Origin of the sequence: Micromonospora sp. NBC_01655 (assembly GCF_026339755.1) — a bacterium.
Taxonomy (GTDB): Bacteria; Actinomycetota; Actinomycetes; order Mycobacteriales; family Micromonosporaceae; genus Micromonospora.
In genome coordinates, this window is sequence record NZ_JAPEQF010000001.1 from 4,894,582 (window position 1) to 4,919,472 (window position 24,891).

The 24,891-nt window shown below is 72.4% G+C and carries 17 protein-coding genes; 2 read left to right on the forward strand and 15 right to left on the reverse strand.

Going from position 1 to position 24,891, the window contains the following annotated elements; all coding sequences use genetic code 11:
* Nucleotides 1-42: 42 nt before the first annotated feature.
* The 15 genes from OOK41_RS22055 to OOK41_RS22125 all read right to left on the reverse strand — a co-directional run bounded on the left by OOK41_RS22055 (nucleotide 43) and on the right by OOK41_RS22125 (nucleotide 22,836).
* Entirely contained in the window at nucleotides 43-384 is a 342-nt protein-coding gene (locus OOK41_RS22055) for a hypothetical protein (protein WP_266266554.1), read from the reverse strand.
* Nucleotides 381-803, reverse strand: coding sequence for a YbaB/EbfC family nucleoid-associated protein (locus tag OOK41_RS22060; RefSeq protein WP_266266555.1), 423 nt, complete (start codon nucleotides 801-803; stop codon nucleotides 381-383). Before OOK41_RS22060 ends, OOK41_RS22055 begins: the two co-directional genes overlap by 4 nt.
* Before the next feature lie 67 nt (nucleotides 804-870).
* The gene (locus OOK41_RS22065; RefSeq protein ID WP_266266557.1) at nucleotides 871-3,828 is read right to left on the reverse strand and encodes a hypothetical protein; all 2,958 of its coding nucleotides are present in this window, start codon (nucleotides 3,826-3,828) and stop codon (nucleotides 871-873) included.
* Nucleotides 3,829-3,830: 2 nt separating this feature from the next.
* Nucleotides 3,831-4,202, reverse strand: a complete 372-nt coding sequence (locus OOK41_RS22070) for a hypothetical protein (RefSeq protein ID WP_117672890.1) — start codon at nucleotides 4,200-4,202, stop codon at nucleotides 3,831-3,833.
* A gap of 203 nt (nucleotides 4,203-4,405) precedes the next feature.
* Complete coding sequence (locus tag OOK41_RS22075; protein WP_091644242.1) at nucleotides 4,406-4,693, reverse strand: WXG100 family type VII secretion target; 288 nt, start codon at nucleotides 4,691-4,693, stop codon at nucleotides 4,406-4,408.
* Between the two features lie 69 nt (nucleotides 4,694-4,762).
* Nucleotides 4,763-5,080 (reverse strand): WXG100 family type VII secretion target, encoded by a 318-nt coding sequence (locus OOK41_RS22080; RefSeq protein WP_117672888.1) that lies wholly within the window; start codon nucleotides 5,078-5,080, stop codon nucleotides 4,763-4,765.
* A 117-nt stretch (nucleotides 5,081-5,197) separates the two neighbouring features.
* On the reverse strand, nucleotides 5,198-6,529 hold the full coding sequence (eccB, locus tag OOK41_RS22085; RefSeq protein WP_266266558.1) for a type VII secretion protein EccB: 1,332 nt from the start codon (nucleotides 6,527-6,529) through the stop codon (nucleotides 5,198-5,200).
* A 1-nt stretch (nucleotide 6,530) separates the two neighbouring features.
* Nucleotides 6,531-7,910 carry a type VII secretion integral membrane protein EccD gene (gene eccD / locus OOK41_RS22090; RefSeq protein WP_266266559.1) on the reverse strand — a complete coding sequence of 460 codons (1,380 nt, stop codon included), beginning with the start codon at nucleotides 7,908-7,910 and terminating at the stop codon, nucleotides 6,531-6,533.
* 62 nt (nucleotides 7,911-7,972) lie between these two features.
* On the reverse strand, nucleotides 7,973-10,033 hold the full coding sequence (locus tag OOK41_RS22095) for a hypothetical protein (RefSeq protein ID WP_266266560.1): 2,061 nt from the start codon (nucleotides 10,031-10,033) through the stop codon (nucleotides 7,973-7,975).
* Nucleotides 10,030-14,001, reverse strand: coding sequence for a type VII secretion protein EccCa (gene eccCa / locus OOK41_RS22100; RefSeq protein ID WP_266266561.1), 3,972 nt, complete (start codon nucleotides 13,999-14,001; stop codon nucleotides 10,030-10,032). The genes OOK41_RS22095 and eccCa overlap by 4 nt, the downstream gene beginning before the upstream one ends.
* Before the next feature lie 117 nt (nucleotides 14,002-14,118).
* A complete protein-coding gene (locus OOK41_RS22105) occupies nucleotides 14,119-14,628 on the reverse strand; it encodes a hypothetical protein (protein ID WP_266266562.1) in 510 nt (169 codons plus the stop codon).
* A gap of 30 nt (nucleotides 14,629-14,658) precedes the next feature.
* A complete protein-coding gene (locus OOK41_RS22110) occupies nucleotides 14,659-18,123 on the reverse strand; it encodes an AAA family ATPase (RefSeq protein WP_266266563.1) in 3,465 nt (1,154 codons plus the stop codon).
* A gap of 115 nt (nucleotides 18,124-18,238) precedes the next feature.
* Nucleotides 18,239-20,080 carry a hypothetical protein gene (locus OOK41_RS22115; protein ID WP_266266564.1) on the reverse strand — a complete coding sequence of 614 codons (1,842 nt, stop codon included), beginning with the start codon at nucleotides 20,078-20,080 and terminating at the stop codon, nucleotides 18,239-18,241.
* Nucleotides 20,077-21,336, reverse strand: coding sequence for a hypothetical protein (locus OOK41_RS22120; RefSeq protein ID WP_266266565.1), 1,260 nt, complete (start codon nucleotides 21,334-21,336; stop codon nucleotides 20,077-20,079). The genes OOK41_RS22115 and OOK41_RS22120 overlap by 4 nt, the downstream gene beginning before the upstream one ends.
* A gap of 84 nt (nucleotides 21,337-21,420) precedes the next feature.
* Nucleotides 21,421-22,836, reverse strand: coding sequence for a glycosyltransferase family 2 protein (locus OOK41_RS22125; RefSeq protein WP_266266566.1), 1,416 nt, complete (start codon nucleotides 22,834-22,836; stop codon nucleotides 21,421-21,423).
* A 316-nt stretch (nucleotides 22,837-23,152) separates the two neighbouring features.
* On the opposite strand from OOK41_RS22125, the gene OOK41_RS22130 reads away from it, so the two are divergent.
* Nucleotides 23,153-23,701, forward strand: coding sequence for a sigma-70 family RNA polymerase sigma factor (locus OOK41_RS22130; RefSeq protein ID WP_243640202.1), 549 nt, complete (start codon nucleotides 23,153-23,155; stop codon nucleotides 23,699-23,701).
* Between the two features lie 86 nt (nucleotides 23,702-23,787).
* Nucleotides 23,788-24,882, forward strand: a complete 1,095-nt coding sequence (locus OOK41_RS22135) for an ATP-binding protein (RefSeq protein ID WP_266266567.1) — start codon at nucleotides 23,788-23,790, stop codon at nucleotides 24,880-24,882.
* Nucleotides 24,883-24,891: the final 9 nt, after the last annotated feature.

A 24,891-nucleotide genomic window follows, 5' to 3' on the forward strand; every position in this document is an offset into this window, starting at 1 on the left:
CGCAGACACCGCCCCAGCCCTCGGCTGTCTCGTCTGCGCGGATCAGCCCCGCGTGCCACCGCTCATGTCCGGGACCAGTTCGGTGCCGGTGGCCTCGGTGTTCTCCCCGACACGGCGAACCAGGTCCAACTTCTCGCCCTGGAATCCGGCCGCCTCTGCCAACTTGGCGTACGCCGCGAGCACGATGCCCGCGAGCACTTGCTGCACGGCCGCGCGGGCCTGCAGGCTCAGTTCGTCGTTTGCGGGGACGCCGGCCGCCCACCGGCACTCGGCGATCTGGCGCACCGGGTCCACCGTGCCGATCAGGTGCTCCTTGAACTGGCCCACCAACGGCACCTGCTGGGCCAGGGCGTCCCCGTTGAACTCGATCCGTGATCCGCTCATGACGCCGCCGACCCGGTCCGCCGGTCGGCACCGCGGGAAACCATGCTGGCGATGCCCTCGACGAGTTCCTCGATGCTCGCGGCCGACTGCGCGGCGTCGTCGAGGCCGCTGAGGTGACGCGTCAGCTCGGCGGTGCCGGCCATCGTCTTACGCTGGGCCTTCTCGCGAGCGGTACGCGTCGTCGTCACGATCAGGTCGGCCAGCTCGGCTGGCGCGAGTCGCCGGTAGGCGTCCCCGTTGAAGGTGATCCGGGTCAGCTCGCCGTGCCCACCCACGGTCACCGACAACAGCTTCTTCTTGTCCTCCACGGTGGTCTGCGCCCGAGCCACACGCCGGCGTACCCGGTCGGTCGCCTCCTCGACGTCCTTCAGGGCCGCACGCATCTCGGCCAACAGTTCCTCGTCGCCCAACATGCTCATCCCGATTACCTCCTCTGCTATCCCACGGCTGACCTGCGGCACCGGGTTCACTTCGGTGAAACAGTGTTCACCGGCCCCGGTACCGGCGGCGTTCGTCCTGGCTGCCGGGGCGCTCGTCGACCGGCATGCCGAACTCGTCGTCCTCGACCCGGGTGTCCCGACCGCGCCGGCCGATCACCGCGGGCGCACAGTCGGGGTCGGTACCCCAGACCTTCTCGTCCTCCTTCAGCCAGGTGCTGCGCTGACGATCACGGTCCTTTCCGGGCTGGGGTGCGCCACCCATGCCCGGCATCATCGGGGGCATGAACGGCATCCCACCGCCCGGCATGCCGCCCCCGCCGGGCTGCGGTAGACCAGGGCCGGCACCCGGACCTGTGGTCAGGCTGGCCCCGACCGGGCCTCCGACGGGCACCCCCAGCTTGTCCGGGTTCAGCGCCCCGGGCGAGCCGGGTACCCCCGGCACCGCCGACAGGCCCCCGGTGCCGACCTGCACCCCGGGAACGTGCGGGAAGCTGGCCGAACCGGGTCTCGTGACGTCGCCGAGTGCCGGAGGGGTGGTGATGCTCCCGGTCATACCCGGCTTCGGCGACACGTTCTTGCCGTCGACCGTGGTCGGGAACGGATTCCGGTCCACCGGCGCCGTCGGCCCGGTGTCGGGCCACGGCAACCTGCCCGTGTTCAGACCCGGCACTGATCCGGCCCCGCCGGAACTCCCCGACGGGTTGGGCGGCAGCCCGAGTTTCGCCCGCTCGGCGGGCGACAGTGGGAGTTCGTCCAGCAGTCCGCCGCGTTGCAGCGCGTCGAGCTGATCCGGACTGAGCTGACCGAGGTTGGTCGCACCCCCCGGCGACAGACCGTTCTTCCGCAGGTAGTCAGCCTGCTCAGCCGTCAGCGGCACATCGTCCAGCAGCCCGGCCCCGTCCAGTTGCCGCAACTGGGACGGCGTCAGGTCACCCAACGACTGCGGCCCGTTCAGGCCGAGCTTCGCCCGCTGGTCGTTGGTGAGGGGGGTCTCGTCCAGCAGCCCGCCGCGCTCCAACGCGTCGAGCTGATCCGGACTGAGCTGACCGAGGTTGGTCGCACCCCCCGGCGACAGACCGTTCTTCCGCAGGTAGTCAGCCTGCTCAGCCGTCAGCGGCACATCGTCCAGCAGCCCGGCCTTGTCCAGTTGCTCCAACTGGGACGGCGTCAGGTCACCCAACGACTGCGGCCCGGACGGCTTGCGGGAGATCCCGAAGTTGTTGGTCGGCAGGGAACTGCCCCCGCCACCGCCGGTGAACGGATTCTCCAGGCCACCGCCGGCAGACGGTACGACCGGTTCGGGGGTCGGAACGGGAGGAAGACCGTTCGCGCCACCGCCGCCAACCACAGCATCCAAGCCGCCATTGGCGAACGGATTACCCGCACCACCACCCTCGGACGGCATGCCCGACTTGACCTTCAGGTCGGCGGGTAGGCCGCCGCCGGCGCCACCACCGAACGGATTCTCCAGGCCACCGCCAGCAGAGGAACCACCCAAGCCATTGGCGAACGGATTACCCGCACCACCACCGGCACCCGAGTTGGGCACCAGGCTGGTGGGGAAGAAGGCACCGCCACCGGTGCCGTTGGCGAACGGGTTACCCAGGCCGCCGCCGTTGGGGAACGGGTTGCCGAAGTTCGCTCCCACGTTCGCGAAGGGATTACCCACGTTCGCGAACGGGTTGCCCATGTTCGCGAAGGGGTTACCCACGTTTGCGAAAGGATTGCCCACGTTCGCGAACGGGTTACCCATGTTCGCGAAGGGGTTGCCCATGTTCGCGAACGGGTCGCCCCAGTTGGCGAAGGGGTTACCCATGTTCCCGAACGGGTTGTTGGGGAAGCCGCCGTTGGGCATCCCCACGTCGTTGGGCATCGGATTCGGTGGCACCGGCTTCGGGTCGGTGATGCTCATCGGGTTGCGCGCCTCGGCGAACACCGACACCAACTTCTTCGCCGCGAGCACCGCCGGCTCGAAGGTCTTGAGGGCGTTGTCGGCCCACATCTGGCGCAGATGCTGGTCCAGCTTGTTCCACTCGGGGATGCTGAAGGCGTCGAACGAGTGGTACTTCACCCACGCGGGCGGCGTCCACATGACGGTACCCGCGTCCGATCCACCGAACTTGGTGCCACGGTATTCGGTTCCTTCTTTGTCCCCGGTGTCGGCGTACTGCTGACCCAGGTCCCAGGCGTTCGACTGGCCGTCGTGCAGGTCGCCGTACTGGAGGGTGCTCTCGTTGAACATGGTGGCGATGACCCGGTACGGGTGCTGCCAGATGCCGGCCGGGTGGATCGAGGACCACTTCTCGAAGGTGTCGGCCACCGCCGTGATGAAGTCCCTCATGGCCTGCTCGACCTGGGCCAGCGAGGTGTCCCACTGCTTGAACTGGGGCAAAATGTCGGCGAGGTACTTGTTCGCCTCCTGCACCCGGTGGCGCCAGGCCGATTCGGCGGAGCCCTTGAAGTCGGGGCTCTTCACGTTCACCGACTTGACCTGATCGGTCAGCTCGCTCGAGATCCCCAGCGCGTGGGTGGTCAGGTTGCCCAGGATCTCCCGGACCGACCCGATCGAGTCCGGGTCGAACGTCTTGTTCGGCCCGGCCACCTTGGGCAGGTCGGCGATCATCCGCTCCCACGCGTTGCCGAGCGCGACGACCGGGTTGCCGTCGGCGTTGGTCGAGTTCCCCGGGTCGGTGGAGTTGCCCTTCTGCCCCTGGGTGTCGTCCCTGCTGGTCACGCCCACCCACACCGTCACCCGGGTGATGTGCTTGGTAGCCCCCTTCTGCTTCCACCGGTAGAAGGTGACCGCGTCCTTGTTGTACTCCGGCATCCAACTGCCGGTGTGCTTGAGCGTGCTCGTCTGGGTGATCAGCCAGTAACCGGGCCCCTTGATGGTCCGCGGTCGGAAGTTGTCGTTGATGGAAGCCTTTTCCCCGCCCTCTCCACCGCCAAGCACCAGCCCCAGAATGCTCGCCAGGGCATCCTCGAACGTCGCGGTGTTCGCCATGACTAACCCCCGGCTTTGGGCATGAAGTACTCGAACTGCTCGGCGCTCAGCGTGCTCGTCTGCTCGACAGCGTCGGAGTCGGCGAGCAGGAACTTGATGCCGTGCTCCAGGTTGTTGAGCTCGCCCCGCGCGCCCTTGAGCCGGTTGGCCAGGCCGGCCCGGACGACGTCGATCGCCCCCGTCAGGTCCTCCGCCTCGGTGAAGCCCTTACCGCCGAGGCGCAGCTTGAACTGCTTGGTGATGTCGACAGTCGAATCCGGCAGGGAGCCGTACGGGTAGTTCTTGCCGTACATCAGATCGATCTCGTCGACCTGCTTGGTGTAGGTGCCGTGCAGCTTCCGCAGGTAGCTCTCGTTGATGACGATGTTCTTCATCGTGTGTTCCTCTCGAATGGAGACGGGTCAGCGGGACTCGGCTGTCCTCAACCGACGGAAGCCGGAGTCCGGGCGAGTCCGTGGACAGCGGTGGGTCAGACGCACTGGTCCACCCGGCGGTGCGGTGGACCAGCGCGTCTGACCCGGAAGCGGCTCGGCGGAACTGCCGTCCCGACCTCGCGCGACGTCGGTTCGGCGGGCTGCTAACTGAAGATGGCCGCGCCCCGGTTGTCGCCGTGCTGGTAGTTCACGTTGATCTCCTGAAGGCGCTGCTGCCCCAGGGCCAGGGCCGCCCTCATCTCCTGCTGCCCCTGGTTCCACAGCGCCTGGGCGGCCTTGTAGGCTTCCGGCGCCTGACCGTTGTTGGCTGCGGTGAACCTCGCCACCGAGGTCTGGAGGTTCGCCAGCGACTGGTCGAGTTCGCGGGTCTCCCTGGCCATTTCGTCGGCGACCGCCTGAACCGCAGCGGGGTTAATGCTGTAGTTGGCCATTTCCGGCCTCCTTGTCGTTCGTCGGTCCGGGTTTCGTCGGCCCGGCTTTCACAGGTGAGGGCTCGGCGGTCAGCCGACGGCCCAGCCGCCGGCCCGCATGGCGCTGTCGTCTTCGGTCGTGGTGGTCAGTTGCGCGTACTGCTGCATGTTCTGGTTGAGCATGTCCAGGCCCGCCTGGACCTTCTGGAAGCCGTTCAGCCACTGCTGGACGGCCTGGAGGAACCGCGGCGCGGCCGAGTCGCTCTGCCACTGGGCGGACAGGTTGCTGCTGGCGGCCGTGACGGCCTGCTGGCTGTTCTTGGCCTCGGCCTGCGCCTGGCCGAACGCCATGACCATGCCCTTGATGGTCGCCTCATCGGCGACGATCCCCTGCTGGTTGACTGGCATGACTCTCCTCGTCTTCTATCGGTCGTGTTGTTGCGATCGGTGGGACATGTGCTCGCGCCTGCCGTGCCGTCCGGAGGGGCGGGCCACGGCGGCGGGACGTTCGGGTATCCCGCGGCCTCACCTCCCTTCCGGCCGGACCAGTGCCGGCCCGGGGGGCAGCATGGCGACCAGTGGGGTGGGCATGACCACCGCCTGGTCGAGTGAGTAGCCCAGGGTGGTGACGTCGCCGCCCATGATCGGGTAGGCGATCCCCCGCTCGTTGATGAGCAGGCCCTGCTGCCGCCACCGGTCGGTGTCGGCGTCGGCCGGGGGCATCAGCAGCGCTCCCCCGCCCGAGGGCACCCGCACCGTCACGGTGGTCTTCCCGCCGCTGCCGCCGGTCGGCATGCCGGTCCCGCCGGCCAGGACGACCGTGGGTTTCTCGTCGGCCTGCCCGGCGTACTCCACGCAGACCACGGCGTCCTCGGGCATGGACGGTGGTGCGGGCGGGGTGGCCGGCAGCGTGGTCAGCGGCCGCACCGGGCTGCGCTGGCCGGCGGCGACCAGATCGGCAGCGGTGACGGCGGTCTCCCTGGCCGCGCCCGGCGTGGCCCGCTGCAACCGGTACTCGGTCTCGGTCAGCGGGGCCAGCCCGTCGGCGGTCATCAGGTAGTGGTTGACCGTGCCGTTGCCCATGTCCACGGCGAACATCTGGCCGATCGAGGTCGGCCGGCCGGCCACTTTCGGGCCTGTGCCGCCGGCCCGAGCCACCTTCGGCGGGCCGACCGTGCCGCCCAGCGGGATCGACTCCAGCCAGGCGGTCGCCACCGGTACGGGAGCGAGCAGCCCCAGCCCCAGCACGTCGGCCATCCACGGCTGGGGAAGGAGCAGCCGTCGCCCGTTCCACAGCAGGTAGGTCTTGCCGCCCGCGGTGACCGGCAGCGCCTGCCCGTCGCCGAGCTGGTCGGGGGCCGCTGGCACGTCGACGTCGAGCACGACCCGGCTGGTGTCCCGGCTACAGGCCCGCCACACGCCCTGGTTGACCCGGTTGGCCGCCGGCAGCACCTGCGGCCCGGTCGGGACACCCACCGGCGGGCCCTGGGGCACCTTGGCGAGTTTGGACGAGGAGACGGTGACCGGGGTGAGTCGACCGCCGGCCAGCAGGGTGGCCGTCGCCACGTCGTTGACCAGGTGCAGGTGGCCGTCGACCAGCACGTACCGCGCTCCGGTCGAGGAGTCCACCACCAGCATCCGTGGCTGCTGCCAACTGGTCGAGCCCGATCCCGGCATCAGCGCCCAGATCGCGACTCCGGCCAGCAGCAGGATTCCGAGCACGAGACCGGCGATCGTGCCGGTGCGGTCCCGGCGGGTCGGTGACTCGGCGGTCTCCGGCTCGGCCCGCACCAGCGCACCGGTCACCCGGGTCATCATGTACCGCTGGGCGTCCACCTGGTCACGACGCGACGACATGTCAACCCACCCGCGCCCGGATCACGTCGATCAGGCCGGTGATGACCACGACGGTCGGCCCGAGGGCGGCCACCATCGCGGTGTGCGCCAGGTCGCCCATCCGGCCCCAGATCGGGTTGAACCGCCGGCCGACCGGGATCCGCGCGGCCAACCCGCACGCCACCGCCAGGAGCACGCAGCAGCCGATGGCCAGTTGGGCGGCGAGCGGACTCCGGTCCGTGGGCGCGGTCAGGCACCAGGTCGCCATGGCGACCAACGCCGGACCGGCCAGCGCCACCCGGTGCCAGATGCTCGTCATCGGGCGGGTGACCAGGATCTGGGCGACGGCGGCCAGCCAGGCGGCCAGCGGTGCGGCCCAGCCGGGTGCCATCGCCAGCCACACCATCGCGGCCCCGGAGACCAGCCCGAGTGCCGCGTACAGGGCGGTCATGAACTGGTCGGCGGCGGCGGCCCGGGCGAGCACCCCGGCGGCCGGTTCCGGGTCGATGCTCTTCTGCAGGTCCGCCGGTTCGACGGGCATCTCCGGCAGGGCGAACCCGGCGAGCTTGAAGGCGGCCGCCGGTACCGCCGGGCGCAGCGCCGTGGTGACGACGACCGTGATCGCGGCGATCGTGGTCCAGTCCAGCGTGGCCCTGGTGTGCAGCCAGAGCGCGGCGACGACCAGCAGCCATTCCGCCAGCAGGCCGACGGTGACCTGCCGCCAGCCGGTGCGCGGGAAGACGAACGCGGCCACCAGCGACGCGGCGACGGTGCCGGCGCTGGCACCCAGGAAGATCAACCAGGGTACGGAGGCACCGGCGACCGCCTCCAGCGCGGCGACCACCGTACCGACCACACAGGCGGCCCCCAGGATGCCGGCCGTGGCCCGGTCGGCCAGCTTGCGTACCACCGCGAAGCCCGCGACGAAGCACATCGCCGCCATCGCCGCGAGCAGCACCGGGTTCCGGGACTCGGCCGGCCACATCCGCGCGGCGGCCAGCCAGGCGGCCAGCCAGGCGGCCAACAGCAGCAGGGCGGTGACCCGCGTGGTCTGCGGACGCCACAGCCCGGACCGCTTGCGGATGCCGGCCGAGACGCCGTCGACCATGTCGTCGTAGGCCAGCGGCGGGATCTGGTCGGTACGCGGGCGTACGTGCACGACCTCGCCGTCGAGCAGGTCGAGATCGCCTACGGTGCGCGACTCGTCGAAGGCCGGTCCACCCAACCGCTGCACGATCCAGCCGCTGTGCTCCAGCCCACGATCGGCGAGGTCCGGTCCCAGCGCGCTCAGCAGGGCCGGCATCATGTCGGCCAAAGGGATGTGGGTGGGCAGACTCACGTCGACCTGGCTGGTCGGTCCGACGACCAGCAGTCGGCAGAGTTCCCCGCGCTCGGCGCTCATATCCCGAACACGTGTGCACGGTGACCGGAGTTCACAAGTTTTTCGTCCGCCCCGGGTGCTGCCTACGGGGCGGCGGGCAGCAGCCGGGCCGGGGCCGTGCGCTCGCTCAGGAACCAGTACTCCCGGCCGGCGGTGGCCTCCGGTCCGGCTTCGCCAGCGTCGCCGAAGCGGGCGGAACCGAACCAGGTGGCCGGTGTCGTGGTGCGGTCCAGCAGTGCCTCCGCCTCGGGCGGCAGTATCACGATGTCGAGGGTCTGGTCCTGGTTGCGTCGCCGGTCGGTGACCGACGTGACCGGGCCGAGGTCGGTGGAGAGGTGCCCGAACGCGAGCAGCAGCGCGGTCCACGCGGTGTCCGGCTCGGGCAGCCCGCGTACCAGCGGAGCGACCGCGGTGAGGCACAGGTCCCCGGAGCGCGACAGGTGCTGCCAGCGCAGCAGGTCCACGCAGGCGACCAGAGTCGGCAGCGGGTCCGGGTCGGGGCAGGCGACCGGCGGCTGGCCGTCGACCGGCGGCAGCCAGCTCAGCTCGCTGTGCCCGCGTACCGCCGGCGCCGACTTGACCAGATCGGCCGCGCCGATGCCCAGCCGGGCCAGCAGCCAGTGGTGCACCCGCCCGGTACGCACCGCGGTGACCGCCCAGGTCCAGGAGGCCGGCTCCCCCCGCCATTCCGACGCCCCGGCGACCGGCGGGTCGGACCCGGCCGGCGGGTCCGATGTGGGCGGCGGGGGCGACGTAGGCGTCGGATCCGGCGGGGGCGGCGGACCTGACCCGGCCGGCGCGTCCGACCCGGCCGGCTGGGGGGTGTCGGCGGCGTACAGGTCGCGCGGGTCGCGTAGGTAGTTGTACCGCGCGCCCTCCAGCCACAACGCCAGCGCGGGATGCCCCGCCGGGGCCAGGATGACGTCGTTGAGGACGATCTCGTCGGTGAGCGCGTGCAGCGTGAACCCGTGCGTCGACGCGGCGACCCGGTCGAACAGCTCCGGCAACCGGGCCGGCCCGTCGGCCTCCGGCGGCCCGTGCCACCGGCCACGGAACAGCCGGTACCCACCGCCCGGCGGGCTTTCGGCACCCTGACCCTCCGGGCTGTCGGCCCGCTCGTCCGGCGGGAGCGCGACGTCCGGGAGGAAGTGCAGGTCACCGTCGGCGTACAGGCCGCCGAACCGGTGCACCACCTCGACCCGGAGGTGGTCGCTGGCCGCCGCGAAGCCCTGCGGCAGCCCCCGGTTCAGCTCCAGGGCGTACGGGCTGTGCAGGGTCATCGGCGCGTTCGCGTGGAACAGTTCGGCCACGCTCACCAGGTGGATGCCGTGGGTGTTCGCCCAGGTCAGCAGGGCGCGTACCGGGGCCAGCGGATCGGGTTGGCCGGCCGGGGCGGGCGGGGTGGCGCGGGCCGCGTCGAAGCGGGCCCGCGGGATGTCCGTCCACAGCACGAAGTCGACCTGGCCGGCGTAGCTGTCGGCCGCCGCGCCGTAGTTGGTCCAGAAGCCGTTCGACTCGGGCAGCGGCCGGCCGAGCCAGATGCCGTGCACGACGTGCGGGATGGTGGTGGTGTCGGGCAGCGGCGGCGTGTGCTCCGGTTGGCCCCAGAGCCGGGCGGCGCCGTCGCGCCGGAACGTGCTGACCCGGCCGGCGTCGGCGGCCAGGGCCGCAGGCGTCAGCTCGGCAACGCTCGGCGCCGGACGCGTCATGCTCACCCGCCGCAACAGCGGCGCGACCAGGTGCGGGGCGAGACGGCGTAGGTCGGTGCCGGCGAGGAACTCCGGTGCCCGCGACAGCCGGCGGGAGCCGAAGATGTCGCCGCCGATCCAGCGGCGCGACAGGTTCTCCTCGGCTGCCCAGGTGTACAGGGCGGGGTAGGTCATCCGGCGCAGCCAGTCCAGCAGCCCCGTGTCGCAGGGCCAGGCGGTCGGCGCGGCGGACGGTCCGGGCAGGCAGGCCAGGGCCCGCAGCCGCCGGGCCAGTTCCTCGGCCGCCGCGTACGCCGCGGCGCGATCGGCCGGCGCGGCGGGCTCGGCCGTCGCAACGGGATCGGCCGGCGCGGCAGGCTCGGCCGGCGCAGCGGGCTCGGCGGGCTGGGCCGGTGGGGTGGGCGTACGGCGCGGGCGGGTGGCGGTGCGGGTCATCGGCCGGCCCCGGTGGGCACGGGCGCGGGTACCAGTGCCGTCTGGATCAGCCGGCTGCCACGCCGGGTGCACAGCAGCGCCCGACCCGGGGGCAGCGGACGCGGCCTGGTGTTACCCAGCAGCGGGCCTTCCGTCGGCGGGCAGGACAGCGCCACGTCCGGGGTGTTCAGTTCCTGGATGCGCCGCAGCAGCGGGTCCATCGACAGCCGCATCGCCCCGGCCGCGGCCCGCGCGACGACCACGTGCAGCCCGATGTCGCCGCCCTGGGGCAGCAACGGGGTCAGGTGGGCCAACGGGTTGTCGGGCCCGGCGAGCAGTTCGTAGTCGTCGACCAGGACGTACAGAGCGGGGCCGGACCACCAGTCGCGGGCGCGTAGCTGCTCCGGGGTGATGTCGGGGCCGGGAACCCGCGGCCGGAGGCCGGCCAGCGCCTCGGCGGCGGTGTCCCGGGTGCTGTCCGCCGAGACCGAGTAGCCGAGCCGGTACGCGGCCGGCACGTCATCGAAGAGCTGCCGCCGGTAGTCGACGGCCATGATGCGCGCCTGGGCCGGGGTGTGGCTGGCGACGATCGCGTGGACGATGAGACGCAGCAGGTTTGTCTTGCCGCTCTCGGTGTCCCCCAGCACGGTCAGGTGCGGCATCGCCCGGAAGTCGTGCCACACCGGCGCGAGCTGGTCCTCGTCCACGCCGAGCGCGATGCGGGCGTCCTGCGGCGCCGGCAGCTCGGCCATCGGCAGCGAGGCCGGCAGGGTGCGTACCGCGGCGGCACGTTCCCCGGCCCAGTTGTCCGCCACCGCGGACACCAGGTGCTCGGTGGCCGCGGCGAGCCCGTCGGCCGACTGGACGCCGTCGATGCGCGGCAGCGCGCCGAGGAAGTGCAGCTTCGCATCGGTCAGCCCGTGCCCCGGCCGACGGGGCACCTGGGCCGCCGCACGCAGGTCGATCCCGGACTCCACCGGGTCGCCCAGGCGCAGTTCGAGACGGGTCCCGATCTTGTCCCGCATCGACATGTGCAGCTCCGACCAGCGGCCCATGGTGATCATCACGTGGATCCCGTAGTTCAGGCCACGGGCCGCGATGTCCCGGGCCATCTCCTCGGCCGGCTCGAACTCCTGGCGCAGCACGAACCACCCGTCCACGACCAGGAACACGTCGCCGAACCGGTCCTCCGGGATGCGACCGTCGGCCTGCGCCTGCCGGTAGGCGTCCCGGCCGTGGATGCCCAGATCCGCGCAGCGCCGTTCCCGCTCGACGAGGATCGAGCGGACCTCGGCCACCGTGCGGCCCACCCGCTCCGGTTCGTGCCGACCGGCGACCCCGCCGATGTGGGGCAGGCCGGTCAGCCCGGCCAGCGAACCGCCGCCGAAGTCGAGGCAGTAGAACTGCACCTGTCGCGGCGAGTGGGTCAGGGCCAGCCCGCACACCAGCGACCGCAGCAGGGTGCTCTTGCCGCTCTGCGGTCCGCCGGCCACACCCACGTGCCCGCCGACCCCGGCCAGGTCCACCACGAGCAGGTCGCGCATCTGCTCGAACGGCTTGTCGATGAGACCGACCGGCACCTGCAGGTACCCCTGCTGGCCGGTGTCGATCGGACGCAGCCCGTGCTCGGGGTCGGGCAACAGCGGCGGCAGCACGTCGTCCAGGGTCGGCGCGTCCTCCAGTGGCGACATCCACACCTGGTGTGCTGGCGGACCCTGGTCGACCAGCCGGTCCACCAGCGCGTGCAGCACGGTGGTGCCGGTGTCGGTCGGCTCGTCCGGTGTCGGGTCCGAGGGCGGGCGCGGCGCCGGGACGGCGGGCGCGGCGGCCCCGGCGGTGAACGCGACCACCTGGCTGGCGATCACCTCGCGGTGCAGCCCGGTGCTGCGTACCCGGTGCGGGCCGGACACGTACGCGGCCCTGAACCGGGTGATGCTGGTGACACTGGAGCGCAGGTATCCGTTGCCCGGATCGCCCGGCAGCTCGTACGCGTCGGGTACGCCGATGACGGCCCGCGACTCCATCGCGGAGAAGGTGCGCAGCCCGATGCGGTACGACAGGTGGCCCTCGAGCTGGTGGATGCGCCCGTCCTCCAGGCGCTGCGAGGCCAGCAGCAGGTGCACCGCGAGCGAGCGGCCGAGCCGGCCGATCATCACGAACAGCTGGATGAACTCGGGGTTGGCCGCGATCAGCTCGCTGAACTCGTCCACCACCACGAACAGGGTGGGCAGCGGGTCGAGTTCGGCGCCCTGGGCACGGGCCTTCTCGTAGTCACGCGCCGAGGTGAAGTTGCCGGCGCTGCGCAGCAGTTCCTGCCGGCGTACCAGTTCGCCCTGGAGGGTGGTCTGCATCCGGTCGACCAGCGCGGCCTCGTCGGCCAGGTTGGTGATGAGCGCGGAGACGTGCGGCAGCCGGTCCAGCCCGACGAAGGTGGCACCGCCCTTGAAGTCCACCAGCACGAAGTTGAGGGTCTCCGAGGAGTGCGTGGCCGCCAGGGCCAGGACCAGGGTGCGCAGCAGCTCGCTCTTGCCCGACCCGGTGGCGCCGATGAGCATGCCGTGCGGCCCCATCCCGCCCTCGGCGGACTCCTTGATGTCCAGCTCGATGGGGGAGCCGTCGGCGGCCACCCCGATGGGCACCCGCAGCCGGTCGGCGGGCGAGCGGGACTCCCACCGGGCGCGCGGGTCGAAGGTGTCCAGGTCGGGGATGTCCAGCAGGTCGGGCAGGTCGAGGACGGCGCTGAGCCCGCTGGCCGGCTGCTCACCGGTGACCTTGGTGGCGTGCCGGGCCATGATCCGGGCCAGCGTCCGCAGCCGGGGCAGGTCCAGGTGGTCGGGTGCGGCGAGCCGGGTACGCACATCCCGGCCCACGTGGTCCTTCTCGATCATGTCCACGTCGGTCGCGGACACCTCCAGGTTGAGCACGTTGTCCCCGTCGGCGAGGCCGCGGCCGTCGAAGTCGACGAGGACGGCGTTGCGGTACCCGGCGACGGTCAGCCGGGCGCCCGGCGGGATGACGCCGCCGTCGCAGACCACCACGACGAACGGTTCCTCGCGGGAGGGCTGGGCGTCGTCGTCGTACCGGGAGCGGCCCGCGAACTCCGCGCCCAGCAGCCGCTCCACCTCTTCCAGGGTGGTGCCGAACAGCCGTACCGGCCCGGCCACGTCGACGTCGGTGGCGTGCTTGGCGTGCGGCAGCCACTTGGCCCACTCCCACTGCTCGGCCTGCTCGGCGCCGACGCAGAGGGCCAGCCGCAGCTCGTCCGGGGCGTGGAAGGTGGCCAACTGGGCGAGCATGGCGCGCACCATGCGCCGCGCCACGTCCCGGTCGCCACTGATCCGCACGTGCGCGAAGCCGGGCAGGCACAGCGCGACGGGCTGGTCGGGCACGGTCGTGTAGGCCTTGATGAACCGGCGCAACGCCTTGGCGCACACCGGTTCCAGGTCCTCCACCGGCTTGGTGTCCAACGGGGTGATACGCACCGCGAGCCGCTGGGCGCCGGTGCCGACCCGGATCTCGCCGAAGTCCGGATGCGTCGGTCGGCGCTCCCACAGCCGGCTGGTCATCGCCAGCGACCACAGCGACTCCGGGTCGGGGTGCCGCCAGGCCAGCGCGTCCCGCTGTTCCGCCGCGTACTGGCGGACCTGCGCCCTGGTCTGGGACAGGTAGCGGAAGTAGTCACGCCGGTCGCCGTTGATCTGCTGCTTGCGGTTGCCGCCGGTCATCGTCATCTGGAACACGGCCATGGCCAGCATGCCGCCGCCCATCATGACCAGCATGACCATGCCCATCGGGCCTCTGAGCGAGTTGCTCATCATCATGAACATGAACCCGCCGGTCATCAGCAGGCTCGGCAGGACCATCCCGAGCGAGCGGAATCCGGCGGGCTGAACCTCCGGGACGACCGGCGGCTCCTGCAGGGTGATCTCGCCGTGCGGCAGCTCGGGTCCGTTGCGGCGGGCCGGCCGCCGGAAAGGTCTGGTGCTCACATCCACTACACGGCTGCGAGCCGGAAAGGGTTGACCGGTACCGGGATCGATACTGTTCGCACCGCGCGATTCCGGAAACGCCGTCGGCCGGGCGGGGCGAGCCGGGGCCCGCGGCGATCAGAAGGACCGTCTCCGCAGGGGAGTTCCCGCCGACCCCGGCTCGCTGTACGACCGCAGCCTCTCCGGCGTCACATCCGCGCCGTCTATCGACGGGAGCACCGGCATGTCCGGCAGCCCGTGCAGGTTGACGTCGACGGCGAAGGGCTCCCCGCCCACTCCCTCCTCCGGGGCACCCGCCGACGCCGGCCGGGTGAGCAGCAGCTTCAGGTCGTCGTGTCCGCGGTCACCGGTCCAGTACACGTCCTTCGTCGCGATCAGCCGCTGGAATTCGTTGCCGCACCGGACGATGGCACCCGCCTCCACCGAGACGTTCGGCCGCCAGACGCCGTCCCCGCGGTGGTGTTCGAACCGCAGCCTCCAGCGCCGCCCACTCGCGGACGCCGACGTCCCGACCTCCAGTTCGAGGATCTTCTGGACGTCGCCGGAGAACACCAGCCGCTGCGCGTAGAGGGACTCCTTGCCCACCACGATGATCCGCCACGTACCGCTCATACTCACTGCCGGCATCTCCGGGCACCTTCTCTCGTCGCTACTGGGTCAGGCGGCCAGGGCTGCCCGTACGTCGGCCGCGTACAGCTGGCGCATGTCGTCGACCGTCGGTGCGGCCGAGCGGCGCAGCCGGTTGGCCTGCTTGGTGATGGTGCGTTCGAGCAACTGGCGGGCGTACCGGCCGTTGCCGAAGGTCTCGTCCCGGGTCAGGCTGTCGAAGTGCTCCGACAGCACCGGGAGGCAGTCGTTGCTGAAGTCGAAGCCGCTGTCGCGGGCCAGCGTCTGCACGATGGACACCAGTTCCGAGGCGGTGTAAGACTCGAACGGGACCTGCCGGCTGAACCGGGAGGCCAGCCCGACGTTGTTGGCCAGGAACCGGCGCATGTCCCCGGTGTACCCGGCCGCGATCACCACGATGTCGTCCCGATGGTCCTCCATCAGCTTCACCAGCGTGTCGATGGCTTCCCGACCGAAGTCGTTGCCCTGGCCGGCCAGCGCGTACGCCTCGTCGATGAACAGCACGCCGCCGCGCGCCCGGTTGAACACGTCGGTGGTCTTGACGGCGGTGTGTCCGACGTACTCACCGACCAGGTCGGCCCGGGAGACCTCGACGAGCTGCCCGGTGCGCAGCACACCCATCGCGTTGAGCAGCTGCCCGTACAGTCGGGCCACGCTGGTCTTGCCGGTGCCGGGCGCCCCGGCGAAGACCAGGTGCCGGGAGATCGTCGGAGCGGGCAGGCCGGCCCGGGTCCGGGCCTCGGTGGAGGCGATCAGGTCGATGACGTCGGTCACCTCGCGCTTGACCGCGTCCAGGCCGACCATCGCGTTCAGCTTGCCGAGCAGGTCCTGGACGGCCTGCGCCACGCCGGCCGCCGCCGACGGCGCAGCCGCCTGGTCGCCCAGGTCCTCCGGCAGCAGCCGGGCCAGTTCGAGGTCCGGGGCCTGCGGGTTGTTCGACAGTCGGTACGCCTGACGCCCCAGCATGTCCTCGAAGACCTGCCGCCCCACCCGGGCGTTGCCGAAGGTCTCGTTGCGGGGCATCTCGCTGAAGTGACGCACCAGGGCCTGCCGCGTCTCGTACTCCAGCGCGTAGTGGTGGGCGCGGCAGAGCCGCTCGACGATCTCGGCCAGTTCGTCGTCGGAGTAGCTGTCGAACTGGATGGTACGGGCGAAGCGGGACTCCAGACCCGGGTTGGCGGCCAGGAAGGTACGCATGTTCGGGGTGTAGCCGGCGACCACCACGACCACCTCGTCCCGGTGGTCCTCCATCAGCTTGACCAGGGTGTCGATGGCCTCCCGGCCGAAGTCGTGGCCGCCGCCCCCGCCGGTCGAGAGCGTGTACGCCTCGTCGATGAACAGCACCCCGCCCAGGGCCTCCTCGAACCGGGCCGTGGTCTTCACCGCGGTGCCGCCGACGTGCTCGGCGACCAGGTCGCTGCGGGACACCTCGACCAGTTGCCCGCTGGAGAGCACCCCGAGGGTGGCCAGGATCCGGGCGAAGATGCGGGCCACGGTGGTCTTACCGGTGCCGGGCGGCCCGGCGAAGACCAGGTGCCGGGACATGGGCGGTACGTGCAGCCCGGCCTCCCGGCGACGCTTGGCGATCTGGTTGAGCCCGACCAGGGTGGCCACCTCGTGCTTGACGCCGGCCAGGCCGACCAGTCCGTCCAGTTCGCGCAGCAGCGCGGCCACCGGCCCGTCCGGTTCCCCACCGCCACCCGTCGCGCCGCCACTCGGCGGCCCGTCACCGGGACCGGGACCGCCGCCGGCGGGCACCGCCGGAGCGGATGACCCGACGTCGGACGGCGGGCCCGACGGGCGGGCACCGGTCAGCTTCCCGGGCGGGGTGACGTCCGACCCGGTGCCTCCGGTCAAGGCGGGAGCGGACTTCGGGTCGTCGGCCCCCGGTGCGTCCGGCCGCCCGGCCCCGGGCGGCGGGAGGGAGATCGGGCGTCCGTTGTGGCCGGTGTCCACTCCTGACAACTCGACTGCGGCGGTCGGGCTCGGCGCGTCCACGGCGACGCCGCCGTTGCCACGCACCACCCCGCCGTGGAGCCGCACCGGTGCGTCGGTCTCCACCACGACACCCGGCCCCTGGTTGCCGACGATCTCGCAGTCCGTGGCGGTGACGGTGCTGCCGGCGCCGGCCCGGATCCCCGGGCCGCGACTGCCGCTGATCCGGCTGCGGGACAGGGTGGCCGCGCTGGGGCCGCCGGTCCGCACGCCCGCCCCACCCGACTCCTCCACGGCCATCGAGGACAGGGTGGGCCGGGCGTTCCCGGCCACCTCCACGCCGACCCGGCAGCCGGTGATCCGGGAGTTGGACAGCACGGTGGTCGCGCTGTCGGCGAGCTTCGCCCCGGCGGTCCGCGCCCCGGTGACCTGGCCGTTGGAGAACCGGCCGGCTCCACCGGTCGCGTGCAGGCCGTAGCGGACGCCCTCGATGGTCAGGCCGTGCAGGTGCGGGTCGGCTTCCTGCTCGATCGCCACGCCGATGGGGACGTCGCGGACCCCGACCCCTTCCAGCCGCGCCTTCGACCGGCCGGTCAGGAACACCCCAGCGTCGGCGCAGTCCGCCACGGTACCCCCGGTGAGGTGCGGCGTCGCCGTGCCGTTGACCACCACCCCGGCCGCGCCGCAGTCACGCACCTCGCAGTTGGTCAGCTGCGGCGCGGAGGTGTCCCGGCAGTCGAGGCCGTGGCCCCGGGCCCGGGTGACGCGCGTGTCGGAGAGCGCGGGCGCCGCCTGTCCCATGGTCACCACGGCGTGCACCCGGGCGTCCCGGATCTCGCAGCGCTCCAGCACCGGGGTCGCCCGGTCGCTGACGAGCAGCCCGACCTCGCCGCCGGACACCGTGGTCCCGGTCAGGTACGGCCGGGCGGCCTGCTGCGCGACGACGGCGTACTGGCCGACCTCGTCGATGCGGCAGTCCTCCAGGCGCGGAGCACTGGCGCCCACGGCCAGGAGCGCCACCTCCGCGACCCCGGTGAACGTGCAGTCCCGGAACACCGGGGCGCTCGACCCGGCCGTCATGATCGCGCACTTGGCGATGCCGCTCATCCGTACGCGGGTGTACTCGCCCGCGCCGGCCTCGTGGACCACGCCGGCCCCGCCGGAGTTGCCGATCGCGCCGCCGCGCATCTCCACGGTGCCCCCGCGCACGTGGATCGCGGCCGCCGCCGTGGCGTCGACGGTGCACGCCTCCAGGCGAACCCGGCCGGCCGCCACCTGGAGCAGCGGCATCCGCTCGTCGCCGCCACGGATGGCGATGTCCTGGATCAGGATCTCGCCCCCGGCCGCCAGGATGGCCCCGCCCGGGGGCACCTCGATGGTGACGGTGCCCGGGCCGTCCTCGGCGACCAGGACGACGTTCCGGCGGAACAGCGGCGCCTCGCGGTACACGCCGGGGCGTACCGCGACGGTGTCGCCGGGCGCCGCCGACTCCAGTGCCCGGGAGATGTCGGTGAGGCATCCGGTGTCCCTGGCCGACACCGACAGCACACTGGTGGTCACGGATTCGCTCCTTGCTGACTGTCGCCGCCGGGGGTGTTGCCGGCGTGGGGCGGGCCGGGCCGGGCCGGGCCGCCGGGGTCGGACCGGAGGAAGCCGGGGATCGTCTCCTCGTACATCACGCGCCGCCCGGTCCGGGTTCGAGCGCGAACGGGCGGTCGCCGGCCGCGAAGCCGAGCGGCCACGGCAGCGGCGCGGGCGCCGCGCGTTGCGGCTGGGCGGCGAGCGCGCCGCGCAGCTTGCCGGCCACCCGCTCGTCGAGTGCGCCGTCGCGGTGCCCGGAGACGACCTCCCGCAGCAGTACGTACGGCGCGCCGTCCGGCCCCTCGTCGACGCCGAGCACCGCGAAGCGGGAACCGGCGGCGAACATGGCCCGCCCGGCGCGGACACCAGGCCCGTCGGCGATACCCAGTTGGTCCAGCCGCCGCGCGGTGGCCGACCAGATCGCGTACCGGCCCGCGTCGCCCTCGGTGCCGCCGTGACAAGACACCGTGGTGAACGCCGGCTCCACCACCAGGTCCCCGGCCCGGTACCGGCCGACGTCCAGTCCGGCGGGCACCGTGGCGAAGACGGGTCCCCCGACGGCCGGCAGTTGCTCCAGACCGGCGCGGGCGCACCGGGCCAGCAATTGGACGTCCTCGTCGGGCGTGCCTCCACCGCGCAACGCGTCGTTGACCCGCTCGCCCACCCCGTCGAGCAGAGCCAGCACCGTGACCAGCCCGGCCATCACGTCGTGCGCGCCGACCGCACTGCGCAGCCCCGGGTGCATCGACAGCGCCCGGGCCACCGTCCGGCAGTGGGCCTGGAACTTCCAGCCCAGCACGGTACGCAGCCGCTCCCGGTCCGCCTCGTCGGTGCGGGCCCGTACCCCGAACCACGCCGCGCCCCGGTTGGCGGGTGACACCGGCGGCGGATCGCCGCCCGCGCCGTTCGCCGGGGCATCGGTGCTTCCCGGGCCGGTCGTCGGAGCGTCCGTGGCTTCCGCCGTGACCGCAGTCAGGGTGGCCGCAGCCGGCACGGATGCCGTCAGGGTGGCCGCAGCCGGGACGGACACGGTCGGGCTGGCGGCATCCGGGTCGGCGATCAGCGGCCGGCAGGTGTCCAGCTCCAGCCCGGGCACGTCGAATTCCGTCAGCACCATGCGCTGGACGCTGAGGTCGGGCCGGGGCAGCTCGATCACCGGAAGCGCCAGGCTGTGCACCTCGAACGCCGCTTCCACCGGCGAAGGCAGCTCGGGTCCGGATTCCAGTGCCGCAGCGGGTGACGTGGCCTCTGCCGGGTCGGCGGGCGACGGGGCGGTTCCCGGATCGGGGGTCGCGGGGGACGGCACCGGGGACGGCGGCTGGTGGTTGCGGCCGGGCACCCGGCAGGTCGGGGTGGGACGGACGCGTACCGGTCCCAGCGGGGGCAGCACGTTGCCCGCCGGCTCCGGTTCGTCCCCGCCGCCCGGACGCCAGCACCAGAACAGCCCGTTCGCGGAGGCGCGCCCGAAGGTGAAGCGGATCCCGGAGTCCGAGGCGTAGACCGGTGCCCCCAGGTCGGCCGCGAGCTGGTGCAGCACCGGTCCGACCCCGTCGGCCGACGCGGAGGGCTGGGTGACCAGCAGCACCGGCCGGCCCCGCCAGCGGGGGCAGTGCCAGATCGCCCGGGCCAGGTCGGCGGCGGCCACCGGCCGGCCGTCCAGCCGGAAGCCGGACCGGCCGGCCTCGACCGCGAGCGCGAACCAACCAGCCGGGCCGGGGGTGACCGATCCCGGTGCCTCCCACGGCCCCGGACCGAGCACCGGCACCCGCGCACCGGCGTCCGGCAGGATGCGCGCCACGGCGGCGCCCACCGCCTGCGACGCCTGTCGCAGGTACCGCGCCACGTGCTTCCCGACCGGTTCGCCCTGGGCCGGCTGCGACACCTTCCAGGACGACGGCAGGGGTGCCCGCTGCCGCAGGGCGAGCATTTCGGTCACGGCGACACCGGCCGGAGCGTACCGGCGTCCGGCCTTGCCTCGGGTGTCACGTCCGGCAGCTCCAGGTGGGCCGGCGCCAGGCCGTCGGGCGACGGGATGTCGGACGAGAGGGCGTCGACCGGGGCGTCGTCGGCACCGGACGGCGACCAGACGACCGCCTCGGCGTCCGGTCGGCACAGGTGCACCAGGGCACGGTGCACGGAGATCTCGTCCATGGGCTCGACGGGCTCGTCCCCGGTCAGGTGCGCGACCAGTTGCGGGTCCGGCGCCAGGCCGTAGTGTTCCAGGTAGTAACCGACCGCCTCGCTCCACAGCCAGGTCCCGTCGGTACGCAGGTGCATCGGCACCACGTCGCCCCGGTCCGGGGCCAGGATGTCGGGCATCTCGGCGCTGCTCCACGCGATGACCACCCCCCCGCGCAGTGCGTCGAGCAGGTCGTCGCGTTCCGTGGGATCGGAGACCACCGGCCGGTTGCTGGCGAACCACGGGCCGCGCACCGGATCGACGCCGTCGAACAGCCGGGCGGTGACCACCGGCGCGCCCGGCCGCGCCGCCCACAGCAGGGAGCCGGACGAGCGGGCCAGGGTCTGATAGTACGGCGCCTCCACCCCGGCCCAGCAGACCTCGACCTGGGCCTCGTCGTCCCCGGCCTCGACCATGACCTGTCGTAGCTGGGCGCTGGTGGCGGGAAGGGAGTCCGAGGTGCCGTCCACGCTGACCACGACCACCCGTACCGGGTCCTGCCAGGGGCGGGCGGTGGACGGCATCCGCCACGCCCGCCACACCGCGCGTACCGTCGGGACTGCCGACGCCGCGGCCACCAGCGCCTGGTCCGCCGGGTCGAGGACGTCGACCGGGTCGGCGGTGCGGTCCTGCGGGAGCACCATCGACGCCAGGTCCTCCTGTTTGGTCGGCAGGTCGGACAGGAACTGCCACGGTGCCGGCGGGCGTTCCCCGCGCAGCTCCTCCAGCGCCAGGCCGAGGTCGATGTCCCCGCCGCTGAGGGCCAGTTCCTCACGCATCGCCGCGATCTCGTCGGCGTCCAGTTGCAGCGGCTGGGAGACCGCCTCGAAGGCGACCGCCTGTACGACGTCCAGCCGCCGGCCGGCGGCCAGCGCGTCCCGCGCGGCGGTCAGCACCCGGTCCGGCAGCGAGCCGGCCAACCGCAGCAGCAACGCGTGCATCGACTCGTCACGTTCGTCGTCCCGTGTCACCTCCGGTGCCACGTCCAGGTCCGTGTCCACGTCCACGGTCACCGCCCTCCTTCACCGCGTCCAGGGTTCATCTGTGGCACGCCCGGTGCGCCAGCAGGGTTCACTCCTGCCACGGTCCGGATGCGCCTACTTGTGTCGCCACCACGACTCGGTGCTGGCCCGGTCGCCCTTACGGAACTCCGTGCTGACCTGGCGGCCGTGCACGATCATTCCCGCGTACCAGGTGCGGGCCACGTAGTTGAACGGCCCCATGTCGACCGGGCCGGCCTCCCGGGCGTTGGTGACGCAGAAGTCGAACAGGTCCCGGCAGAACTCCAGCACCGTCTCCCGCCGGCCGCCGGTGAGCCCGCAGTTGAGCAGCGGGGCACCCCGGTTGTCGGACAGGAACTGCAACAGCTTGGCGCTGCCGCCGTGCTGGTACACCATCCACGGGATGCACAGCGGGGCCGGCTCGTCGCCCACGTACAGCCGGTCGTCCATCTCCGGGAACGGATCGCGCAGCATCTCCACGTCGGTACCGTCGACGCACCACACCTGGTCGATCTCGGGGTGCTCGCGCAGGTACCGCCACCAGCACAGCCAGCGGTGGAAGTACGGCGAACCGCCGGCCCCGCCCGGCACCACCCGCACGTGCGTGACCAGGTCGGTGTCCGGCTCGTCGAGGCAGTCGTGCAGCACCACCAACCGCTGCCCGTGCCGCTCGACGGAGCGGCGCAACTCGGCCAGGTCGGCGTAGTTCGGTGTCCAGGTGACGCCGCGCTGCGGGTCGGGCTGCGCGGTGAGGTACGTGGTCAGCACCACGTTCTGCGCCGCCGCCGCGCCGACCGGGACGGTGCGGAACTCGCGGTACTCGGCCGAGGTGTAGCTGGCCTCCGACCGGGTCTTGAGGTTGCGCACCAGGTGGAAGCGCTCGATGTCGGACACGCTGGAGCCGACCTTGGTGCGTTCGTCGCAACTGAAGATGAGGTCTCCGCTGCCGACCACGTCGGCGAACCGGAACGAGGTCAGGCCGGCGTTGTAGATCCGGTTGGAGAGGTCCAGGTGCTCGTACCCCCACCGGCCGTACCGGGTGTCGTACCCGCCCACCCGGTCCAGCACCCGCCGCTCGAAGTAGAGCAGGCAACCGCGGGGATGGGTGTACGCCCGAAGCTGCCCGTCCCGGTAGATCTCCATCGAGTCGGTCAGCCGGCCACGCGGGGTGTCGGTGAAGATGTACATCAGATGCGGCTCGGGACTGTCGATGTATGGCCGCTCCCAGCCGTCCACGACCGGCCAGCAGTCGTCGTCGAACAGGAACAGGTGCGTACAGCCCAACTCGACCAGCAGTTCCAGGCACTTGTTCTTGGCCCGGGCGATACCGACGTTGCTGTCGAAGCGGAACGTCGCCTCCTCCACCGGCTCGTCGCTGGCGTCGTCGACCACGACGATCGCGGCGCCGCTGGGCGCGTACTTGCGGATCGCCTCCAACGCGGTACGGAGCACGACGCCCCGGTTGTGCGTCGTGATCCCGATGCCCACCGTCGGGAGGTCCGTCTCCTGCATGCCCACCTCTTCGGTCGGGGCGCCACGGCGCCGTCACTCGGGGCCGCCACCACCCGGCCGCGGTACCGGCCGGCGCGGCGGTCCGGACGACCGCCTTGCCCGTACCGCCGCCGGGTGCGAGGTCGTCCACGTGGGTCACGGCATCGCGGCATCGTCGGGTTCACCGCTCGACACGGGAACCAGCGGCGGCGCGGCGTGGGCCGCAGGTGCCAGCGCGGGGCGTAGGGATAACCCTCTCCAACTCGCGGGTTGGCACCCGCGGGAGCAGGGGCCGCACCATGTCGGGCGGCCGGCCCGCGGCGGCACTGTCATGGGCATGGCCGAACAGGTGCAGAGCAAGCGACACAGCAGCGCGCTGGAGAGCGATTCCCGCCTACGCGAACTGATGGACACCTACCAGCAGCCGCTGCTGAGGTACGCGCAGCGGCTGACCGACGGCGACACCGGGCGCGCCGAGGATGTGGTGCAGGAGGCGTTCCTGCGGGCGTGGCGGCACCTGGACCAGCTCACCGCCGACCGCGGATCGGTGCTGGGCTGGCTGCGCCGGGTGGTGCACAACCTGGTGATGGATGGGTACCGCATGAAGAAGGCCCGGCCGACCGAGGTGGACATCGAGAACGCCGCCGAGGTCGCCACGGCGGACCCGATGGCCGGCGTGGTGGACTCCCTGCTGGTCGAGCAGGTGTTGGGCGGGCTGTGGCCGGAGCACCGGGCCGCGCTGGTGGAGACGTACCTGAACGGCCGGACCGCAGTTGAGGTCAGCGCGACGCTCGGGGTGCCGGTCGGCACGGTCAAGAGCCGGTTGCACTACGCGCTGCGGGCGGCTCGCAAGGCAACGGAGAGCCACCTGCTCTGCGCCGCATGAGCCCCTGGACGCGACCGTGGCGGAAGGCCGTCGCGGCCCACGATCCGGGCCAGCCCGGCCCGACCGGAGTCGCCTACAGTGAGGGCATGCGCCGCTCGACGCAGCGACCTGGCGGGTCATTCCCGGTGCCGGGCCCATCGGACAAGGTGACCCGGGTGGTCGACGCGGTGCACGGACTGCCGGGTCGGCCGCTGCCGGGAGTGCAGGCCGAAGCCCTGGCCCGGGCGCTGGGCGGGTGCCTGGAGGCCGCCACGGTCACCATCGCGCTGTGGCTGCCCCTGCCGGCGGGCCACGACGCCGACGCGCCGGTCGAACACACCGTGCAGGAGTACCGGTGGACCGCCACCGGCACCGAGGCGGCGGTACCCGTGACCGAGGCGGCGCCGGTCCGGCTGTGCGACGGCGAGCAGGTCCTGGCCGACCTCGTGATCGAGCCGCCGGCGGCGGCCGAGCGGCTGCGCCGGTGGCCCGAGCTACACGCGGTGACCCGCCTGCTGGTCAGCGACATCCAGGCCCAGCTCATCACCGGCGGCGCCGAGCGGCTGATCGGTCAGAGCGCCCTGCTGCTGGCCGACACCCGGCTGCGGGCCGCGGGCGAGATGGAGCGCCAGCGGTACCAACTGGAGCGCGACCTGCACGACGGCGCCCAGCACCACATGGTCGCGTTGCAGATGTCACTGGCCATGGTGGAGCACCAGCTGGACGCCGGCAACGCCGCCGAGGCGGGCAAGCACCTCGACCGGCTGCGTGAGCTGCTGGCCAGCACCGAGGAGGTGCTGCACACCACCGCGACCGGCCTGCTGGCACCGTTGGCCGACCACGGTCTGGTGACCGCGTTGGCGGCCCGGCTGGACACGCTCGACACGGTCACCCTGGACATCGACCCGGGCCTGACCGGCCACCGGTACCCGCCCGAGGTGGAGGCCGCCGTCTACCTGGCCTGCCTGGAGGCGGTCAGCAACGCGCACAAGCACGCCCCGGGCGCCGCGGTCACGCTGACGCTACGTACCTCCCCCGGGGGCCTGAGCTTCGAGGTGGCCGACACCGGGCCGGGTTTCGACACCGACGGGCGGATGCCGCTGCGCCAGCTCGCCGCCCGTCTGGCCTCGGTCGACGGCACGCTCACGGTACGGTCGAGCCCGAACACCGGTACCCGGGTCAGCGGGTTCGTGGCGATCTGAGCCGTCCCG